Source organism: Janthinobacterium svalbardense, from assembly GCF_002327145.1.
Classification (GTDB): Bacteria; Pseudomonadota; Gammaproteobacteria; order Burkholderiales; family Burkholderiaceae_D; genus Janthinobacterium; species Janthinobacterium tructae.
This window is the reverse complement of record NZ_CP023422.1, coordinates 2,774,044-2,791,215: the sequence shown is the minus strand read 5'-3', so window position 1 is coordinate 2,791,215 and position 17,172 is coordinate 2,774,044. Positions and strand designations below refer to the sequence as shown.

The 17,172-nt window shown below is 63.7% G+C and carries 17 protein-coding genes, 1 tRNA gene and 1 pseudogene; 9 read left to right on the top strand and 10 right to left on the bottom strand.

Going from position 1 to position 17,172, the window contains the following annotated elements:
* The first annotated feature begins 74 nt into the window (after window positions 1–74).
* Together CNX70_RS28175 and CNX70_RS12575 are read left to right on the top strand one after the other, a co-directional pair.
* Window positions 75–230 carry a hypothetical protein gene (locus CNX70_RS28175; protein WP_157750997.1) on the top strand — a complete coding sequence of 52 codons (156 nt, stop codon included), beginning with the start codon at window positions 75–77 and terminating at the stop codon, window positions 228–230.
* Window positions 231–443: 213 nt separating this feature from the next.
* A complete protein-coding gene (locus CNX70_RS12575) occupies window positions 444–704 on the top strand; it encodes a bacteriohemerythrin (protein WP_157750996.1) in 261 nt (86 codons plus the stop codon).
* 140 nt (window positions 705–844) lie between these two features.
* Here CNX70_RS12575 and CNX70_RS12570 read toward each other — a convergent pair whose 3' ends face one another.
* The gene (locus tag CNX70_RS12570) at window positions 845–1,684 is read right to left on the bottom strand and encodes a hypothetical protein (RefSeq protein ID WP_157750995.1); all 840 of its coding nucleotides are present in this window, start codon (window positions 1,682–1,684) and stop codon (window positions 845–847) included.
* 325 nt (window positions 1,685–2,009) lie between these two features.
* On the opposite strand from CNX70_RS12570, the gene CNX70_RS12565 reads away from it, so the two are divergent.
* Window positions 2,010–4,244, top strand: a complete 2,235-nt coding sequence (locus CNX70_RS12565) for a TonB-dependent siderophore receptor (protein WP_157750994.1) — start codon at window positions 2,010–2,012, stop codon at window positions 4,242–4,244.
* Here CNX70_RS12565 and CNX70_RS12560 read toward each other — a convergent pair.
* Window positions 4,241–4,990 carry a nucleotidyltransferase domain-containing protein gene (locus CNX70_RS12560; RefSeq protein ID WP_157750993.1) on the bottom strand — a complete coding sequence of 250 codons (750 nt, stop codon included), beginning with the start codon at window positions 4,988–4,990 and terminating at the stop codon, window positions 4,241–4,243. The genes CNX70_RS12565 and CNX70_RS12560 overlap by 4 nt on opposite strands.
* 94 nt (window positions 4,991–5,084) lie before the next feature.
* On the opposite strand from CNX70_RS12560, the gene CNX70_RS12555 reads away from it, so the two are divergent.
* Both CNX70_RS12555 and CNX70_RS12550 read left to right on the top strand, forming a co-directional pair.
* Window positions 5,085–5,651 (top strand): methylated-DNA--[protein]-cysteine S-methyltransferase, encoded by a 567-nt coding sequence (locus CNX70_RS12555; RefSeq protein WP_096234952.1) that lies wholly within the window; start codon window positions 5,085–5,087, stop codon window positions 5,649–5,651.
* 58 nt (window positions 5,652–5,709) lie between these two features.
* Complete coding sequence (locus tag CNX70_RS12550; RefSeq protein ID WP_096234951.1) at window positions 5,710–6,084, top strand: DUF1294 domain-containing protein; 375 nt, start codon at window positions 5,710–5,712, stop codon at window positions 6,082–6,084.
* Window positions 6,085–6,099: 15 nt separating this feature from the next.
* Here the strand turns inward: CNX70_RS12550 and CNX70_RS12545 are convergent, their stop codons facing one another.
* Complete coding sequence (locus tag CNX70_RS12545) at window positions 6,100–6,828, bottom strand: hypothetical protein (RefSeq protein WP_096234950.1); 729 nt, start codon at window positions 6,826–6,828, stop codon at window positions 6,100–6,102.
* A gap of 164 nt (window positions 6,829–6,992) precedes the next feature.
* Here CNX70_RS12545 and CNX70_RS12540 point away from each other — a divergent pair, with 164 nt between their 5' ends.
* On the top strand, window positions 6,993–7,175 hold the full coding sequence (locus CNX70_RS12540) for a hypothetical protein (protein ID WP_096234949.1): 183 nt from the start codon (window positions 6,993–6,995) through the stop codon (window positions 7,173–7,175).
* Here CNX70_RS12540 and CNX70_RS12535 read toward each other — a convergent pair.
* The 6 genes and pseudogenes from CNX70_RS12535 to cydD all read right to left on the bottom strand — a co-directional run.
* Window positions 7,153–8,082: pseudogene (locus CNX70_RS12535) on the bottom strand (methyl-accepting chemotaxis protein); the annotation flags it as partial. The gene CNX70_RS12540 and the pseudogene CNX70_RS12535 overlap by 23 nt on opposite strands.
* 594 nt (window positions 8,083–8,676) lie before the next feature.
* Window positions 8,677–8,802 (bottom strand): cytochrome bd-I oxidase subunit CydX, encoded by a 126-nt coding sequence (cydX, locus tag CNX70_RS12530; RefSeq protein WP_070258990.1) that lies wholly within the window; start codon window positions 8,800–8,802, stop codon window positions 8,677–8,679.
* A 22-nt stretch (window positions 8,803–8,824) separates the two neighbouring features.
* Window positions 8,825–9,979, bottom strand: coding sequence for a cytochrome d ubiquinol oxidase subunit II (gene cydB, locus CNX70_RS12525; RefSeq protein ID WP_096234947.1), 1,155 nt, complete (start codon window positions 9,977–9,979; stop codon window positions 8,825–8,827).
* 13 nt (window positions 9,980–9,992) lie between these two features.
* Window positions 9,993–11,570: a cytochrome ubiquinol oxidase subunit I gene (locus CNX70_RS12520; protein ID WP_096234946.1), complete on the bottom strand. Its 1,578-nt coding sequence runs from the start codon at window positions 11,568–11,570 to the stop codon at window positions 9,993–9,995.
* Between the two features lie 105 nt (window positions 11,571–11,675).
* Window positions 11,676–13,358: an amino acid ABC transporter ATP-binding/permease protein gene (locus tag CNX70_RS12515; protein WP_096234945.1), complete on the bottom strand. Its 1,683-nt coding sequence runs from the start codon at window positions 13,356–13,358 to the stop codon at window positions 11,676–11,678.
* Window positions 13,355–15,055 carry a thiol reductant ABC exporter subunit CydD gene (cydD, locus tag CNX70_RS12510; RefSeq protein ID WP_096234944.1) on the bottom strand — a complete coding sequence of 567 codons (1,701 nt, stop codon included), beginning with the start codon at window positions 15,053–15,055 and terminating at the stop codon, window positions 13,355–13,357. The genes CNX70_RS12515 and cydD overlap by 4 nt, the downstream gene beginning before the upstream one ends.
* Before the next feature lie 117 nt (window positions 15,056–15,172).
* Here cydD and CNX70_RS12505 point away from each other — a divergent pair, with 117 nt between their 5' ends.
* From CNX70_RS12505 to CNX70_RS12495, 3 genes are all read left to right on the top strand, one after another.
* A complete protein-coding gene (locus CNX70_RS12505) occupies window positions 15,173–15,745 on the top strand; it encodes a GbsR/MarR family transcriptional regulator (RefSeq protein WP_244199129.1) in 573 nt (190 codons plus the stop codon).
* Between the two features lie 303 nt (window positions 15,746–16,048).
* Complete coding sequence (locus CNX70_RS28875; protein ID WP_096234943.1) at window positions 16,049–16,627, top strand: PEP-CTERM sorting domain-containing protein; 579 nt, start codon at window positions 16,049–16,051, stop codon at window positions 16,625–16,627.
* A 159-nt stretch (window positions 16,628–16,786) separates the two neighbouring features.
* Complete coding sequence (locus tag CNX70_RS12495) at window positions 16,787–16,966, top strand: hypothetical protein (protein WP_071077939.1); 180 nt, start codon at window positions 16,787–16,789, stop codon at window positions 16,964–16,966.
* 70 nt (window positions 16,967–17,036) lie between these two features.
* Here CNX70_RS12495 and CNX70_RS12490 read toward each other — a convergent pair.
* Window positions 17,037–17,111: transfer RNA gene (locus CNX70_RS12490), tRNA-Arg, on the bottom strand.
* Window positions 17,112–17,172: the final 61 nt, after the last annotated feature.

Here is a 17,172-nt window from a genome sequence, read left to right as displayed (position 1 = left end):
AGCATGGTAGTACATAGGAAGTGACCGGCAGGCGCCGCATCCCCGCGCCGCCACCGGGACACCGGGAGACGACCATGTTGACGCTCAAAGTGCTGGCCTGCCTTGCCCTGTCGGCCTTGCTGCTGGTGCCCCTCGTACTGCGCGACGCGATGCAGACGTCGGCCGTGCAGCAGATGCAGGTACCGAATGTTGATGCGCATGCCCTGTGGGCCCACTGGCCCAAGCACTAAAATACGCGCGGCTGAGAAAACGTCGCTCGGCAACACGTCACATCGTTAAAATCCGCTTTGTTGCGGGTGGGATTTATTCCCCCTTTCCCGTCCAAATGTATCAGTGCCCCTCTTCACCATACTTTTGATCCAGATCATGGATTTCCCCCTTCGCTGCGGCCACACTGGAACAGTCCGCTTCGCATCGCGACGGACTTAACCGGGAGCATCGGCATGGGTATATCGGCTTGGAAGGGTGAGATGGCGCTGGGCGTTCCCGCCATCGACGAGGCGCATGAGGCGCTGTTTCAGGAGCTGGCGCGGCTGGGGCAGTTGAGCGACCAGCATTTCAGCGTGGCGTTTCGCGAGCTGATTGCGGCCGTCGAGCGCGATTTCCGCGAGGAAGAGGATTTGATGGAACAAATCGCCTTCCCCTCACTGGCGAATCACCGGGAACAGCATGCACGCGTGCTCAGCGGCTTGCACCATGCGTAGGCCGCCGTCGATGAAGGCGACCTGGAACAGGGTCGCCATGCGCTGTCGCTCCTGCCGCAATGGCTGATCTTCCACCAGGCCACCATGGATCTGGCTCTGGCGGCGGCCCTGGAGCTGGTGCAGCGCCAGCCCAACTAGATCTACAGCAGCAGCACCGTGGCTTGCTCGGGCAGGACGACGCGGTAGTGTCCCGGGTATTTGTCTTCGCCGTCGAAAATCTTGCAAAACACGGGCTGATTGATGTCGTTGACGGCCGCTTCATTCATGGGCAAGGTGGCGATCATTTGCTCGCCATCCATCAGCTGCAAGGCGCTGCCCCGCTCGGTCGCGCAAAAGGCCAGCGATTGCACATCGCTGGCAAACGGCCGCTTGTACCACGGCGTGATGGCCCGCACGGCACGCCGCGCATCGTGCAAGACTTGCCCCACGCGCGTGACATTCCACGCATCGCGCGCCACGGACGGCTGGAGCACGATATTGGCCGTCAGCTCGCCCCTGCCCTTGTTCACCAGGAAAGTGCCATCCTGCGCGGCGATGTCGTCGTTGAGCGGCACGACAAACACGCCGCCGGCGGACATCTTGATCGGCACGGCAGCGCCATTGCCTTGCAGGGCCACGCGCACATCGTCGATGGTGGCACTGAGCTTGGCGGGAATCAGGCGCAGGGCCATGACCACGCTGCCGCTCGACACTTGCCACACTTTCCTGGCCGTCAGATAACTCTCGCGGTAAGCCGTGAAACGGATACGCGGCGCCTTGGCGTCGCTATTGGCCGTGATCGTCACCGTTTGCGATGGCAAGGCGTCCTCTGCGGGCGCGGGCGCCGCCGACGCAGCAGCTGTGGCGGATGCGGCATCCATGGCGGGCGGCACGCTGGCGCTGTGCAGCGGCGCGGGAACAGCCGGCGGCGGTGCGTGTTCCTGGGCCTGGCCCAGCAACACGACACACAACCATCCGGCACAAGCGATCCATGTACGCATGCATTTCTTTCAATGAGGAAAATATTTTGTCAGCCCCCGCATTATCGCAGAAGGCCAGCCTGTGCGCCGCGCTTGGCCTGCCGCACTCTGTTGGTGCGCAGGCTTGATTATTTGGCAAATACAGCCTATATTGATAATGATTCTTATTCACGAAAGTGAGGGGAAGCGCGCACCCTTCTTTTCCACTGCCCGACCGCGCCGGGCCTTGCGGTGGAACTGCTATCCAAGCCAGACCACGGGCCAGCCTCATGCCATCCCCCCAGCTACTGCGCACCTCGCCAGACGAGATAGGAACACACACGACTAAAAATACTCCAGGAAAATGATGCAATCGACCACCGCCTTCTCTTCTTCGCGCCAGCCCGCCTTGCGCCCCCTGCCCCATTTATTACACATCAGCCTGCTCAGCCTTGCCGCTGGCGTGGCCCTGCCGACCCAGGCCGCCGATGCCGCTGCGGCCGACGTCACCATGCCGGCCGTCACCGTGACAGGCCAGTCGACAGCGACGACGGAAGGCACGCAATCGTACACGGCAGGCGAAACGCGCAGTGCCACGCGCATGGATCTGTCCTTGCGCGAGACGCCGCAATCGGTCAGCGTCATCACGCGCCAGCTGCTCGACGACTTGGGCGCCGTGCGCCTGGACCAGGCGCTGGCGCAGACGACGGGCATCCAGGTGGGCCAGAACGACACGGAGCGCACGACGTTCTATGCACGCGGCTTTGGCATCGACAATATCCAGATCGACGGTATGGCGCGTGGCGGCAATGCGCCGCTGCAAGACACGATTCTGTACGACCGCATCGAGATCGTGCGCGGCGCCACCGGCCTGATGGGCGGCACGGGCGACCCCTCGGCCACCATCAACATGATACGCAAGCGTCCCACGAAAACCTTCCAGGCCAGCGCTGGCCTCATCATGGGCCGCTGGGATGACCAGCGCTTCGAGGCCGACCTCTCTACACCGCTGAACGCGGAAGGCAGCGTGCGCGCACGCACGGCCCTGGCCTGGCAAAAACGTGATTCCTATCTGGACATGTATCACGAGCGCAAGACGGTCGGCATGGTCATCCTTGAGGCGGACGTGCTTCCCGGCACCCTGCTGACGGCCGGCGTCGACTTCCAGGACAACAAGCCCACGGGCGCCACCTGGGGCGCCGTGCCCTACTGGAACGCGGATGGCAGTCTGGCCAACTTGCCGCGCAACACCAGTTTCACGACGCCATGGAGCACCTGGGCCAACAAGCAGCACACGGTATTCACGTCGCTGGACCAGCGCCTGCCCGGCAACTGGAATATGCACCTGGGCTATGCGCGCACGGAAAGCACGAACCGCACCACCGTCGCCTACGCGGGCGCCGGCCATCCCGACCCTGCCACGGGTGTAGGCATGCGCCTGTGGACGGGCGCCTGGGGCGCAGGCAAGAATACGGGCGACAATTTCGACGTGTACGCCAGCGGACCGTTCACCTTGCTGGGGCGCAAGCACACGGCCATCGTCGGCTGGAACGGCGGCAACCAACGCTCGCGCTCACTGGGTGGCGAGGCGGAAATCAATTACCCGGCCTTTATCCCCGATTACCGCAGCTGGACGGGCAACATTCCCCGTCCCGTGTTCCACCCGGACGGCTCGCACACGGAAACCGTGACGCGCCTGGCAGGCGGCTATGTGGCCACGCGTTTGAGCCTGGCCGACCCGCTGCACCTGATCATCGGCGCGCGCAGCAGCACTTACCGCACAGATACGCGCAGCTACAACACGCAAGGCGCGTACACGGGCAGCGCCGACTTCGTGGAAACGCGCAATGAAGTCACGCCCTATGTGGGCGCCGTGTTCGACATCAACAAGCAATATTCGGCGTACGCCAGCTTCACGCAGCTGTTCAACCCGCAATCGAGCAAGGACCGCAACGACAAGTTTTTGCCGCCGGAAACGGGCGACAACGCGGAACTGGGCATCAAGGGCGAATTTTATGAAGGCAAGCTGAACGCGTCGGCCGCCCTGTTCCACACGAAGAAAAAGAACCTGGCGGAACTCGACCGCACGGTGCCGCCCGGCTTTTTGCTGCCCGACGGCGGCCAGGCCATGGTGGCCAATGGCGCCGGCGTGACTGCCAAGGGTGTGGAATTTGACGTCTCCGGCCAGATCACGCCCGCCTGGGAAGCGAGCGGCGGCTATACCTACCTGCACGCGGCCGAAGCCGATGGCCGCCGCGCCGCCACCACGCAGCCGCGCCATTTGCTGCGCCTGGCCACCAGCTACCGCTTCGACGGCCGCCTGGCCGGCTTGAGGGCGGGCGCCAGCATGACGGCGCAAAGCGCCACCTACAGCGCATCGTGGTACGGCCGTCCGCCATCGGGCGAGATGACGAACATCCCACAAGCGGGCTATGCGCTGGTCAACGCCATGGCCAGCTATGCGCTCAGCAAGCATGCCAGCGTGCAGTTGAACGTGAATAACTTGCTCGATAAAAAGTACTACCGCAACGTGGGCTTTTTCGATGGCGTGTTCTGGGGTGAACCGCGCAACATCAGCCTGGCCGTGCGCACGGCGTTTTAAGCGCGCCAGTGTGCGGGCGCCGGCAGGCTAAATCCTTCCAGCAAGGGCCCGCCCACGGGCGCCAGCACGGCGGCGGCGACGCGTTCGAACGCACGCTGGCCGGCCGGCAAGTCGGCCGCGACCAGGCGCAAGGCCCCGTCCAGCTGCCCGGCGATGGCCGCGTCAAATGCCAGCAGGCAGCGAAACAGGTGCTTGCCGCCGCCGCTCCACTGCCCCGCCGCGCGCAAGTGCAGGCCCGCCAGCGCTTCGTACAGCTGGCAAGCGACGGCCAGCGCCTCGCCCGGGTGCGTGCTGTCGACCAGGTCTTCCAGCGCGGTGGTGATGGCGTAGCGGCGTCGTTGCAAGTTCTCCGCGTCGAGCACGGGCGGCCCGGCTGCATCGATGGCGTGCGCCAGCGCGTGCAGCCGGGCGTACGCGTCGCCGGCGGCGAGGATGTTTTCCCCTTCCAGCACCATGTGCGCCAGCGGCACGGTGCCGCCCGGTGCATCCATTTCCTTGCAAAAATACGTGAACGTGGCCAGGTCGTGCGCGAACAGTTCCACCGTGCGCCCTTCGGCTACGATGGTCGAGCGCCAGGCGCAATCGACGTGCTCGAACAGCAGCAGCAAATCGATATCGGAACTGGGCGTCTGCCGGCCCGTGGCATACGAGCCGCCGATGATGGCCGCTACGGCCACGGGATAGTGTTCCTGCACCAGCCGCACGGCAATCGCGCGGATGGCGTCATAAGTGGGGATCGTCGTCAAAGCCAGTGCTCCATGCCGAAAAACGCTATCCTACCTGCAATATGCATGCGGCCGCCAGCCTGCTACACTGGCGCTCTCCGATCAAGGAAGAAACATGGAATACGACTGCATCGTGGTGCCCTCGCCCGTGGGCGAGCTGACCCTGGTAGCGCGCGGCGCTGCGCTGGCCGCGATTTTGTGGGAAAACGACAAGCCGAACCGCGTGCGCCTGGGCGACATGCGCGTCGATGAAGGTTGCGCCGTGCTGCTGGAAACAGCGCGCCAGCTGGGCGAGTATTTTGCCGGCACGCGCCAGCAATTCGACGTGCCGCTCGATTTTGCCGGCACCGCCTTCCAGCACGAAGTGTGGCGCGCACTGCTGACGATACCGTACGGCCAGACGCGCAGCTATGGCGAGATCGCGCGCCAGATCGGCCGTCCCGCCGCCGTGCGCGCCGTGGGCACCGCCAACGGCAAGAATCCCATTTCCATCATCGCCCCCTGCCACCGCGTCATCGGCGCCACGGGCGAGTTGACGGGCTTTGCGGGCGGCCTGCATGCCAAGGAAACGTTATTGGCCCTGGAAGGCATCGCCCTGTCCAGCGACCGCGAAGCGCTGAAGACGGGCCACGCCCGCCGCCGCGCCGTGCATGTTGATATGGCGCAAGACTGTTTATTTTAGCCAGCAGCATCGTTCCCCGTGTGGGATACTCACGCCCCCGCTCAAGCCACCACATCCTATGCCCTACCTTGTCATCCTGTTCTTTGTCGTTCTGTATTTACTGGCCACGTTCTTTTTCCACATCCCCGCCCTGGTCGCCCTCGTATATGGCGTGCTGAGCCTGAGCTGTTTCGTCGCCTATGCGATCGACAAGTCGGCCGCCAAACAGGGCCGCTGGCGCACCTCGGAGCGCACCTTGCTGCTGCTGGGACTGCTGTGCGGCTGGCCGGGCGCCGTGCTGGCCCAGCAATGGCTGCGCCACAAGTCCAGCAAGCGTTCGTTCCGCGTGCTGTTCTGGATCACCGTCGCCCTCAATATCGGCGCTTTCGTGTATTTCAGCATGCATTACGCGGCGCCCGATATCGGCACCGAGGTGGCGCCCATCGAGCTGTAGGACTGTCCCTGCCCTTTACTCGCCCAGCAGGCGCAGCGACTCCAGCCAGTCCGCCTTCCATTCGCGCAGCAAGGGCTGCGTAGCGAACGCCTTCTTCAGGTGCGCCATCGGCACGCGGTGCACATCGTGCAAGCCGAACGCCAGAGTGACGGGATGCCACAGGTGGCTGTTCTTGCCACCGCGCGAATTCTTGCGCACGCGCGCGCCATCGTCGCCAAAGATGCCCACGCCACTGGCCATGCCTTTGTCCAGGTCGACCTTGCCCACGCCGGCAAAGGCAATCAAAATCTGCTCGCGCCCCAGGCCCTTGAGGGCGCTGGGCAAGACAAACGGCGCTGCATTGTCAGCTCCCGCTTCCGGCTCTGCCGGCTGCGGATGCTGCAACTCCTTGAGCAAACGCAACAGATCGCGCTCCTGGAAGTGCAAGCCGTCTACCGGCACGCGCAAGCCCGGCGCCTTCAGTTCGATGGCGATGTTGCCCGAGTCGCGCGTAAAACGCAGCCACACATCGTCCGCACCCGAAGCCAGGTGCTGCTTGTCCTCGATAAACACGACGGGCGCCGCATAGCGCGTCACGCCGTCATGGAACAGCTCGGCCCAGGCGTCGCTGTAATCGAGCCAGACATACGGCAAGCCGCCCTGCTCCAGCAGGCGCGCCAGGGTCCACGGCGTGCCCGTCTGTTGCGCCAGCCAGGCACAGGCTTGGGTGGCGGTGGCGCGGTATGGCAAAGGAAGGGAAGTCATGGCAGTTCCGTCAATAAAAGTGGAGCGCAGTGTAGCAGACGCCGCCCTCATCGCCTTGGGCAGGCGCAGCGGGCGCGCTATTTTTACGCGATGTGCTAGGCTGGAAACATCAGCACGCGCCACGGCCCCCCGGCCGCGTGACACACCACCGCAAGGAGATGACCATGCATTCGAGCACCAACGCCGCCACCACGCCCGCCCCGCCACCGGAACGCGATTCGCCCACGCCGGCCAGCGAAAGCCATGCCGAAGAAGCGCTGGATGAAGCGCTGAAGGAAAGCTTTCCGGCCAGCGATCCGATTGCCATTGCCATCCCCAAGCCGGTCAGCAAGACGCCAGCAATTTAAACACGCGCACGTCCTGCATCATACTGTTCGCCTGCTCCTGCATGCTGGCAGCTGCCGCTGTGGCCTGTTCGACCAGGGCGGCATTCTGCTGGGTCACTGCATCCATCTGACTGATGGCCTGATTCACCTGTTTGATGCCGTCGCTTTGTTCGTGGCTGGCGATGGCGATTTCCCCCATGATGCCCGCCACCTGCTGCACAGAGGAGACGATTTTCTGCATCGTGCCGCCCGCCTCATCGGCCAGATTGCTACCAAGCTCGACTTTTTCGACCGACTCGGCAATCAGCGGCTTGATCTCTTTGGCGGCACTGGCGGAGCGTTGCGCCAAGGCGCGCACTTCCGATGCGACGACAGCAAAACCGCGCCCCAGTTCACCGGCGCGCGCCGCTTCGACAGCCGCGTTCAGGGCCAGAATATTGGTCTGAAACGCTATGCCATCGATCACTGAAATGATCTCGACGATACGCTTCGAGCTGTCCTTGATGGACACCATGGTCGCGACGACACGCTCGACCACTTGCCCACCCTGCAGCGCGACCGCTGAAGCCGACAAGACCAGTTGATTGGCTTGCTGGGCGTTTTCGGCAGTCTGCTGCACAGTGCTGGTTAACTGCTGCATCGCCGACGACGTTTGTTCCAGTGCACCGGCCTGTGCCTCCGTTCTCGCCGAGAGGTCCATATTTCCAGCAGCGATTTCCCGCGAGGCAGTCGAAATGGTTTCAGTACCGCTGCGCACGCGGCCCACCGTGTGACGCAGGCTCTCATTCATGCTTTTCAGAGCACGCATCAATTCACCCGACTCGTCGTGATAATCGGTCGCGATATGGCTACGCAGATCACCGGAAGCGACAATGCGGGCCACCTTCACGGCGTCCTGCAGCGGTCTGGTAATACTTTTGGAAATGAGCACAGCCACCGCAATCCCCGTGCCCAGCGAAAGCAGCAGTGTCAGCAACAGCATGCTGCTCGCTACCGTGATGCGCGCGCCCGACTCCGCTTCGATCGCCGACGCGCGTTGAGTGGTTATCTCTACCAGTTGCTGAATTGCCTGCAGATGCTGGGTGTAACTGATCGTCATTTTTTTCATCGCGACAGTAGCGCCAAGCTTATCCTGGGCCTCAATTGCCGGAATGAACTGTTGCAGTGCAACCGTATAGAAGGCTTGCGCCGTAATGCCGTTCAGATAGCGCCCCTACGCGACCAGTAGACCTGCAAAACGGATTGAGGCCCCAGTCGCCCGCACAGGTGTACCGGGCCAAGCGAGCCTGAAAAATGTCGAGGGCAAGGCGCTGCGACGAAGACAGTACGCATGTACGGCTAGGAGCTGCAACGCCGCCATCGGCATTTTCTCGGGCTCGCGTCTCCGGCCCGCCATTTTTACGTTTTTACGCCTTACACCTTTGCCTTTAAATGCGTCGGACAGCTTAACTGAACGGCATTACCGCCGGGCAGCGATGGTAAAACCATCGCGCCGGGCGGGGCCAGTCAAGCCGACACGCGCCTACTTCGGCGTGTCACGGTATTGCTCGGGCGTCGTATCGCCATCGGCAATCTCATACCACATAGCATTGAGCACGGCGAACGTCGCCGCCAGCGGAAGACCCAGTATCCAGGCGAAATACCACATAATTATTTCCTTTTCTTAATTCTTAGTAAGCGTGACCGCTGTCATCCTGGATGGCTTTTGCATCAACCTTGCCCCACAGTACTTTATATACCCAGGTCGTGTACGCCACGATGAGGGGAATGAAGACGGCCGTGACGACCAGCATGATGAACAGGGTCATGTGACTGGACGAGGAATCCCACACCGTCAGGCTGGCGCGCGGGTCGATCGACGATGGCAGGATGAACGGGAACATGGCCGCGCCCACGCTGAGAATGATGCCGGCGATGGCAGCCGCGCTGGCCAGCAAGGCAGGCACTTCGCGGCGCGCGCGCAGGAAGGCGAACGCCAGCAGGGGGCCCAGCAAGCCGAAGGCCGGAGCGATCCAGGTCCACGGATGGGCGGCAAAGTTGAGGAACCAGGCGCCCACGTGCACTTCCGCCGTTTTCAGCATGGGATTCGACGGACCGTCGACCACCACCGCGCTGCTGATGCGGTAGCCATCGACCCACAGCCACAGGGCCACGCCGGCCAGCGCATACAGCACGACTGTCGCCATCGCCGCCACGCTGCCGTAGCGGCGCGAACGGTCAGCCACGGCGCCGTCCGTTTTCAGCTGCAGCCAGGTGGCGCCGTGCATCACCAGCATGGCCACCGAGACCAGGCCGCACAGCAAGGCGAACGGATTGAGCAGCGCAAAGAAGCTGCCGTCATAGAAGATGTGCATGTCCGGCGAGAAACGGAACGGCACGCCCTGCAGCACGTTGCCAATGGCCACGCCACAGATCAGGGCCGGCACGAAGCCGCCCACGAACAGGGCCGCATCCCAGCGCGCGCGCCAGCGCGGGTCTTCGCGCTTGCTGCGGAACTTGAACGCCACGGGACGCACGATCAGCGCCACCAGGATAACGAACATGGCCAGGTAAAAGCCCGAGAACGAGACGGCGTACAGCTGCGGCCAGGCGGCAAAGATGGCGCCGCCGCCGAGGATCAGCCACACCTGGTTGCCTTCCCACACGGGACCGATACTGTTGATGATGACTCGGCGTTCCAGGTCCGTCTTGCCGGCGAACGGCAGCAGGATGCCCGTGCCCAGGTCGAAGCCGTCCGTGATGGCGAAGCCCACCAGCAAGATGCCGATCAGCAGCCACCAGATCAGGCGCAGTGTTTCGTAAGAAATCATTTCATGCAAAATCATGGTCTGGCCCTCCTTAGGCGCGTTGAGTATGAATGGCTGCGGCCGCTGGCACGGGGGCCGGCGCCGTCTCTTCCGGCCCCTTGCGGATGGCCTTGAGCATGAGCTTCATTTCAATAATCAACAGCACGGTGTAGATGGCGGCAAAGCCGGCAATCGTGATGAGCAAGGTCGTCGCGCCCAGGTTCGAGACCGCCACGGCCGTTGGCAGCACGCCTTCGATGACCCACGGCTGGCGGCCCACTTCGGCCACGATCCAGCCCGCTTCAATCGCCACCCACGGCAGCGGGATGGCGAACACGGCCAGCTTCAGCAGCCAGCGGTGCTTGTCCAGGGTACGGCGCGTCGACAGGATGAAGAACGTGCCGGTGAGCAAGATAAAGAACATGCCCAGGCCCACCATCACGCGGAAGGACCAGAACAAGGGCCCCACGGGCGGCACGGTGTCGAGCGCGGCCTTGCGGATTTGCTCGGGCGTGGCCTGGCGCGGATCGTCGACATAGCGTTTCAGCAGCAAGGCATAGCCCAGGGACTGGCCTTTCGACTCGAACATGTCCTTCGCGTCCTGCGGCACGGGCGCGCCCGGCGCCACGCTGCGAATGGTTTGCAGCGCGTCATACGCCTTGATGCCATCCTGGATCAGCAGCTCGCCGCGGTCGACCAGTTGCTCGATGCCGGGAATTTCCGTCGTCAGCGAACGCGTGCCGATCAGGCCCATCACCATCGGGATGTGCACGGCGTAATGCGTCTCGCGCGCTTTCGCGTCAGGAAAGCCGAAGGCCGTGAAGGCGGCAGGCGCCGGCTCCGTGGTCCACATGGCCTCAATCGCAGCCAGTTTCATCTTTTGATGTTCCGACGACAGGTAGCCGCTTTCATCGCCGAGCACCACCACCGACAAGGTAGCGGCCAGGCCGAACGAGGCGGCCACCGTCATCGAGCGCTTGGCCAGCTGCACGTGGCGGCCCTTCAGCAGATACCAGGCGGAAATACCCAGCACGAAAATCGACGCGGCCGTATAGCCAGCCGACACGGTGTGCACGAATTTCGCCTGTGCCACGGGATTCGTCAGCACGGCGCCGAAATCCGTGATTTCCATGCGCATGGTCTGCGGATTGAAGGCCGCGCCGACGGGATTTTGCATCCAGCCGTTGGCGATCAGAATCCACAGGGCCGAGAAGTTCGAGCCGATGGCCACCAGCCAGGTGGTGACCAGGTGGCCCCGTTTCGACAGCTTGTCCCAGCCGAAGAAGAACAGGCCGACGAAGGTCGCTTCCAGGAAGAAGGCCATCAAGCCTTCGATGGCCAGCGGCGCGCCGAAAATGTCGCCCACATAATGGCTGTAATAGCTCCAGTTCATGCCGAACTGGAATTCCATGACGATGCCCGTCGCCACGCCCATGGCGAAGTTGATGCCGAACAAGACACCCCAGAACTTGGTCATGTCGCGCCAGATGGGGCGGTTCGTCATCACGTAAACCGTCTCCATGATGGCGAGGATCACTGACAGGCCGAGCGTCAGCGGAACGAATATAAAGTGGTACAGAGCTGTCAGCGCGAACTGCAGTCTGGATAAAGCGACAATATCGAAGTCCATATGATTTCCTTGGTGTTTCCCTACTGTAAGTGTAAACCTGGTATCTACATGCGGCTGTTCGATAGCTTCTGCTGCTGTAAGCTATCGGGCTGTGCCGCCCGCCCATCAATCTCCGCGCAAGCCCGCCAGCGCCGCCTCGAAGGCAGCTGTGCCACGGCGCGCGTCACCGACGATGCAGCCATCGCGCAGGCTGACCAGCCGGTCCGCCAGCGCCGCTTCGCGCCGCAAGTGGGTTGCAATCAGCAAGCTGCGTCCGTCGCTGCGGGCGTGCAGGCGCTGCAAGACATCGATGGCCACCGGCGCATGCAGCGCTTCCGTCGCTTCGTCCAGCAGCCACAAGGTCGATTCGTGCAGGAACAGCCGCGCCAGCGCCAAGCGCCGCGCCTGCCCGCCCGACAAGCCCAGGCCGCCCTCGCCCAGCTGCGTGTCCAGGCCGTCCGCCAAGGCCCGCACTTCCTGATCCAGGCCGGCCGATTGCAGCGCCGCCCACAGCTGCGCATCGCTGGCGGACGGGTCGGCCAGGCGCAGGTTGTCGCGCAGGCTGTCCTGGAACAGTTCCGTCTTCTGGGTGAACAAACAGGCGCGCGGTGCGGCCACCGTTCCCGACAGCGGCGCCAGCTCGCGCGCGGCGATGGCCAGCAAGGTGGACTTGCCCGCACCGCTGGGGCCGATCAAGGCCACGCGCTCGCCATCGGCGATGTGCAGGGAAATATCATGCAAAATGGCATTATTGCTGCCCGCATGCGCGGCGCTGACGTGTTCCAGGCGCAAGCCCGGTGCGGCGTCAAAGGGCGGCAGCGCCACCTCATTGCCGTCAAGGCGCGGCGCCAGGCGGCGCATGGCCAGCAGCATGCGCCCCGCTTCCAGCGCGCCACGGCGCAGCCCCGCAAACGGTTCCACGGCCGTCAGGGCGATCAGCAGTGCCAGCGCCGCCAGCGGCACGTTCAGCGTTTGCTGCTGCACCAGCGCGGCCACGGCCAGCAGCACCCCTGCCAGGGTCGCGCTGCCAGCCACGCCATACGCGGCGCCGGCCGCCGTCTCCAGGCGCAGCAAGGCGAAATCGGCTTGCGCCAGCGAGCGGTCGATCTGCCCCAGCGCAGCGCACTGGGCGTCGATGCGGCCCGCCATCACCAGGTCCGTCTGACCGGCCACCAGGTCGATGGTGCCAGAGCGCAATTTTTCGATGGCGCGCGAGCGCACGATGGCGGGACGGCGGGCACGCTGCGCCACGACCCAGCTGATGCCGCCGCCGGCGGCCAGCAGCCACGCGGCCAGGCCCAGGCCCAGCTGCCACTGCATCGCGCCCAATGCCACGCCGGCCAGCAAGGCCACGCACAGGGCCGTAAAGGCCGGCACCAGCAGGCGCAAATACAGCGCTTCGAGCGCGTCGATATCGGCCGTCAGGCGAAACAGCAGCTTGGCGGGCTGGCGCAGCAGGCGGCTGGCTGCTTCCGGGCGCGTCCAGCCGCGGAACAGTTGCACGCGGATGCTGGCCAGCGCGGCGAACGTGGCGTCGTGCGTGACGAGGCGTTCCGCATAGCGCGAACCCGTGCGGCCGATGGCCAGCAGGCGGATGCCGGCCGACGGGCCGAACACGTCGAACAGCACGGCCGTGGAGGCATGCAGGCCGGCAATCGAGGTGGCGGTAATAAACCAGCCAGACAAACCCAGCAAAGCCATGCCGGCCACCGCCGTCAGGGCCGCCAGCAAGGCGCCCCCGATCAGCTTGCCGGGCTGGGCCAGCAGCAATTGCCGCAGGACGGGGTTCGATATGCGGGAAGTTTTCATGCCGGCTGTTCCTGTTCGTGCTCCTGTGCCTGCGCCCGGACATCGACCTGTACCGTGCGCTGCAGCCGGCCGGCCAGCACGGGGTCGTGCGTGGCGACGAGCATGGTCTTGCCCTTGGCCAGTGCCAGCAAGGCGTCCGTCACGCGCGCCGCCGTTTCGCTGTCCAGGTGGGCCGTCGGTTCATCGACCAGCAGCAAGTCCGCATGCGGATGCAGGGCCACGCGGGCCAGGGCCAGGCGCACGGCTTCGCCGCCGGACAAGCCCTGGCCGCCATCGCTGAGCATGATGGCCGGCTGCGCCTGCGCCACGCCAGCCAGGTCGGCCAGGTGCAGCGCCTGCGTCACCTGCGCAGCGTTCGCACCGAGGCGGCCCAGGGTGACATTCTGGCTGACGGAGGCGGCAAACACGTGCGGACGCTGGCCCATCCAGGCCATGCGCTGGCGCAAGGTATTCACGGTGCTGTCGCTCAGGCGCACGCCGCCGATGCGGATCTCGCCATCGCTGACGGGCAGCAAGCCGGCCAGCAGGGACAGCAAGGTGCTCTTGCCGGCGCCGCTGGCGCCCAGCAGGGCCACGTGTTCACCGGCGCACACCGTCAAGTCGAAGCGCTCGAATACGGGCGCTTCGCCGGGATGGGCAAAGCGCAGTTGATGGATGTCGACGGCCGGTGGCGGTGCCACCGCCATGGCGGCAGCGGACACGGCAGCCACTGCCACACCAAAGCCTGGCAAGGGCACGCCCTCGCCCGCCAGGTCGTGTAGGCCGGCCAGGCCCGCTTCGCCGGCCGCCTTGTCGTGCCAGACGGCGGCCAGTTCGCGCAGTGGCTCGAAGAATGCGGGCGCCAGCAGCAGGATGAACAAGCCCTGCCCCAGGCTCAGTTCGCGGCCCCAAGTGCCGAAATTGATGCTACCCAGCAAGGAGAAACCGATAAACGCCGCCACCATGGCGACACCCAGCGCGGAAAACAGTTCCAGCACGGCGGACGACAAAAAGGCGATGCGCAGCACCACCATCGTGCGCCGGCGCACGGATTGCGACGAGGCGTCCAGCCGTTCGGCCGTGGCGTCGACGGCGTCGAGCGCGCGCAAGGTGGCCAGGCCGCGCAGGCGGTCCAACAGGAAGGCATTCATGCTGCCCATTTCCACCATCTGCGCGCGGCTGGCCGCTTGCGCGCCCATGCCCACCAGGGCCATGAAGACGGGAATCAGGGGCGCGGCGATGAGCAGGATCAAGGCCGCGATCCACGACAACGGCGTCACCACGGCGAGGATCACAAGCGGCACGGTGAGCACTTTCCAGCGCGCCGGCTTGTAGCGCACCAGATATGGCACGATGGCTTCGGCCTGCTCGGCGATGACGCTGGCCGCCTGGCCCGACTGCGCGCGCTGGCGGTCCAGCGGCGAACGCTGCGCCAGCGCTTGCGCCACCTGGGCGCGCAAGGTGCTCAGATGGGCGCGCGCCGCCGCGTACATGCGCCGCGCGCCCCACGCTTCGCCGCCGGCGCGCAGCACACCCAGCAGCAGCACGCCGGCGGCCGGCAGCAGGGCCGCGCGCCACGGTGCACCGTCCAGCATGGCTTGCACGGCCCAGGCCAGCAAGGCCGCTTGTGGCAGCCACAACAAGGCGGCGCCACCTTGCGCCAGGCTGGCGGCGCGGGGAAGGATAAAGCGGGGCAAAGACAGTGGCGTGGTCGGCATCTCTATACTTTTTGAGTTTTCAGAATTTTCTGTAAATTCGATTTTCTGTATAATACTGCGAAACATGACATATATCAATTGACCCTGCGGGTGTGGCGTGAAAAAATTCAGATAATTATGAAAACTCAACATATCCACATGACGCCGCTGATCCTGACCTTTGTCAGCCATTTCGGCGAGATGGGCAGCCGCTGGGGCTTTAACCGTACGGTGGGACAAGTGTACGCCTTGTTGTTTGTCGCGGAGCATCCTTTGCACGCGGACGAAATCGCGGAACACCTGAGTTTTTCACGCTCGAACGTGAGCATCGGCTTGAAGGAATTGCAGGGCTGGGGCTTGATCCGCCAGTCGCGCATCCCCGGCGACCGGCGCGAGTATTTTTCGTCTCTGGGCGATGTGTGGCAAATCTTCCGCGTGGTAGCCGCCGAACGCCGCCGCCGCGAAGTGGCGCCCACCCTGACGGTGCTGCGAGAATCGCTGCTGGCGCCGGCCACGGAACCCGTGGACCAGTATGCGCAGGAGCGCATGCGCGAAATGTATGAATTGGTCGACCTGGCCAACACCTGGTTCGACGACTTGCAGCGCCTGTCGCCCGAATCGATGGCGCAACTGATGAAAATGGGCGCCAAGGTGCAAAAATTGCTCAACGCCAAGGACCGCCTGTTTGGCGTCAGCAACAACAACGATTGACCCCCCTCCCCAAAGCCGTGACGCCGCCAGCACAGACTGGCGCGCCTTGTCACGCCATTTCCCAACGTCATGCTGGCTATCGCTGGCACAGTCAAACATAGCCATATACGATGTTGTCAAGCGAACCAATAGAATTATTAAAATTGTATTAATTTATATCAAGAGTAAGCTTTCATTTGCGTATTCGCTACGCGCAGGAAATAGTTAAAAGCAGCTAAAAACGGGCAATGGGATGACCTCCCCGGCAGGCAGGGACGCGCCCCGACACGATGAAGCGACTGTCTCAAGCACAAGGGGGTTTTCATGAAAAGCGTAAAAAATATTGCCATCAAGGCATCCATGCTGGCCGCAATGACTGTACTGGCAAGTGCGGCGCAAGCGGCCACCTGGGTGGATGTAGGGCCTGCCAGCGGTTTCCTCATCGCCAGCAGCACCGTCACGTATTCACCATCGCCGGCACTGCAGGTGAAATATTATGACGATAATCTGGTGCCGCAGAGTCCTGCGGCCATCCAGGGTTACATCAATGGCGTGTTCGGCAGCAGCCTGGGCGCCGCCGTCTCGTATTGCGACAACGCCACCTCGGGCTGCACCGCCGGCACCACGGCAGGCTGGAGCGCTGGCGTCAATTCCTATACGAGCGCGGCCGCCTATGACTATCTGGCCATCCACTTCGGCCAGGGCGAACTGGTATTCCACTGGGCCGCACCCGTGGCCGCCGGCACCACTTTCACGGTGGCAGGCCTGCCCAAGGATCTGAGCAACTACAGGGCCTTCATTTCCGCCGTGCCGGAACCTGAAACCTATGCCATGCTGCTCGCAGGTCTGGGCATGCTGGGCTTCCTGGCACGCCGCCGCCAGGGAGAGCAAGCCTCATCATAAGCCGCATCACGGCAGCGGCGTACCAGCGCCCGCTGCCGCTCTCAATGCCAGCCGCATCTTTACGCCGCGCTTGCGGCGCCAGGCCCACTGTTTACACCATTTTTAGATCCCCCTCGCTATGCTCGACAGCATCAACTGCTGATCGACGAGGGAGAATTCATGCACGAACAACCGTTTCAGCCACGCGCGCGCAGCGTGATCCGCCAGCACTTGCCCGTGCGGGAACGGCTGCGTCTGGCCCGACTGGCCAACAGAAAAATCGTTTCGGTATGTTCGGCGCTGCTGTGCGCGGTGCCGCTGCTGTATTTGCTGATCGTGGTGCTGTTTGCGCAGCCTTAGGGCCGCGTGCTGACAGACAGGAAGAGAGAAGATTGCGGCCGCATGGCGCAAGCCGTGGCCAGTATGAAACTGGTCCGCCCAGAGGGAATCGAACCCCCATTCACGGTTTAGAAGACCGTTGTCCTATCCGTTGAACGATGGGCGGAAAGGTGCAGTATTTTAATCCATGCGCGCCAGCAATGAAATGCCAGCGCGGAATAGAAAAC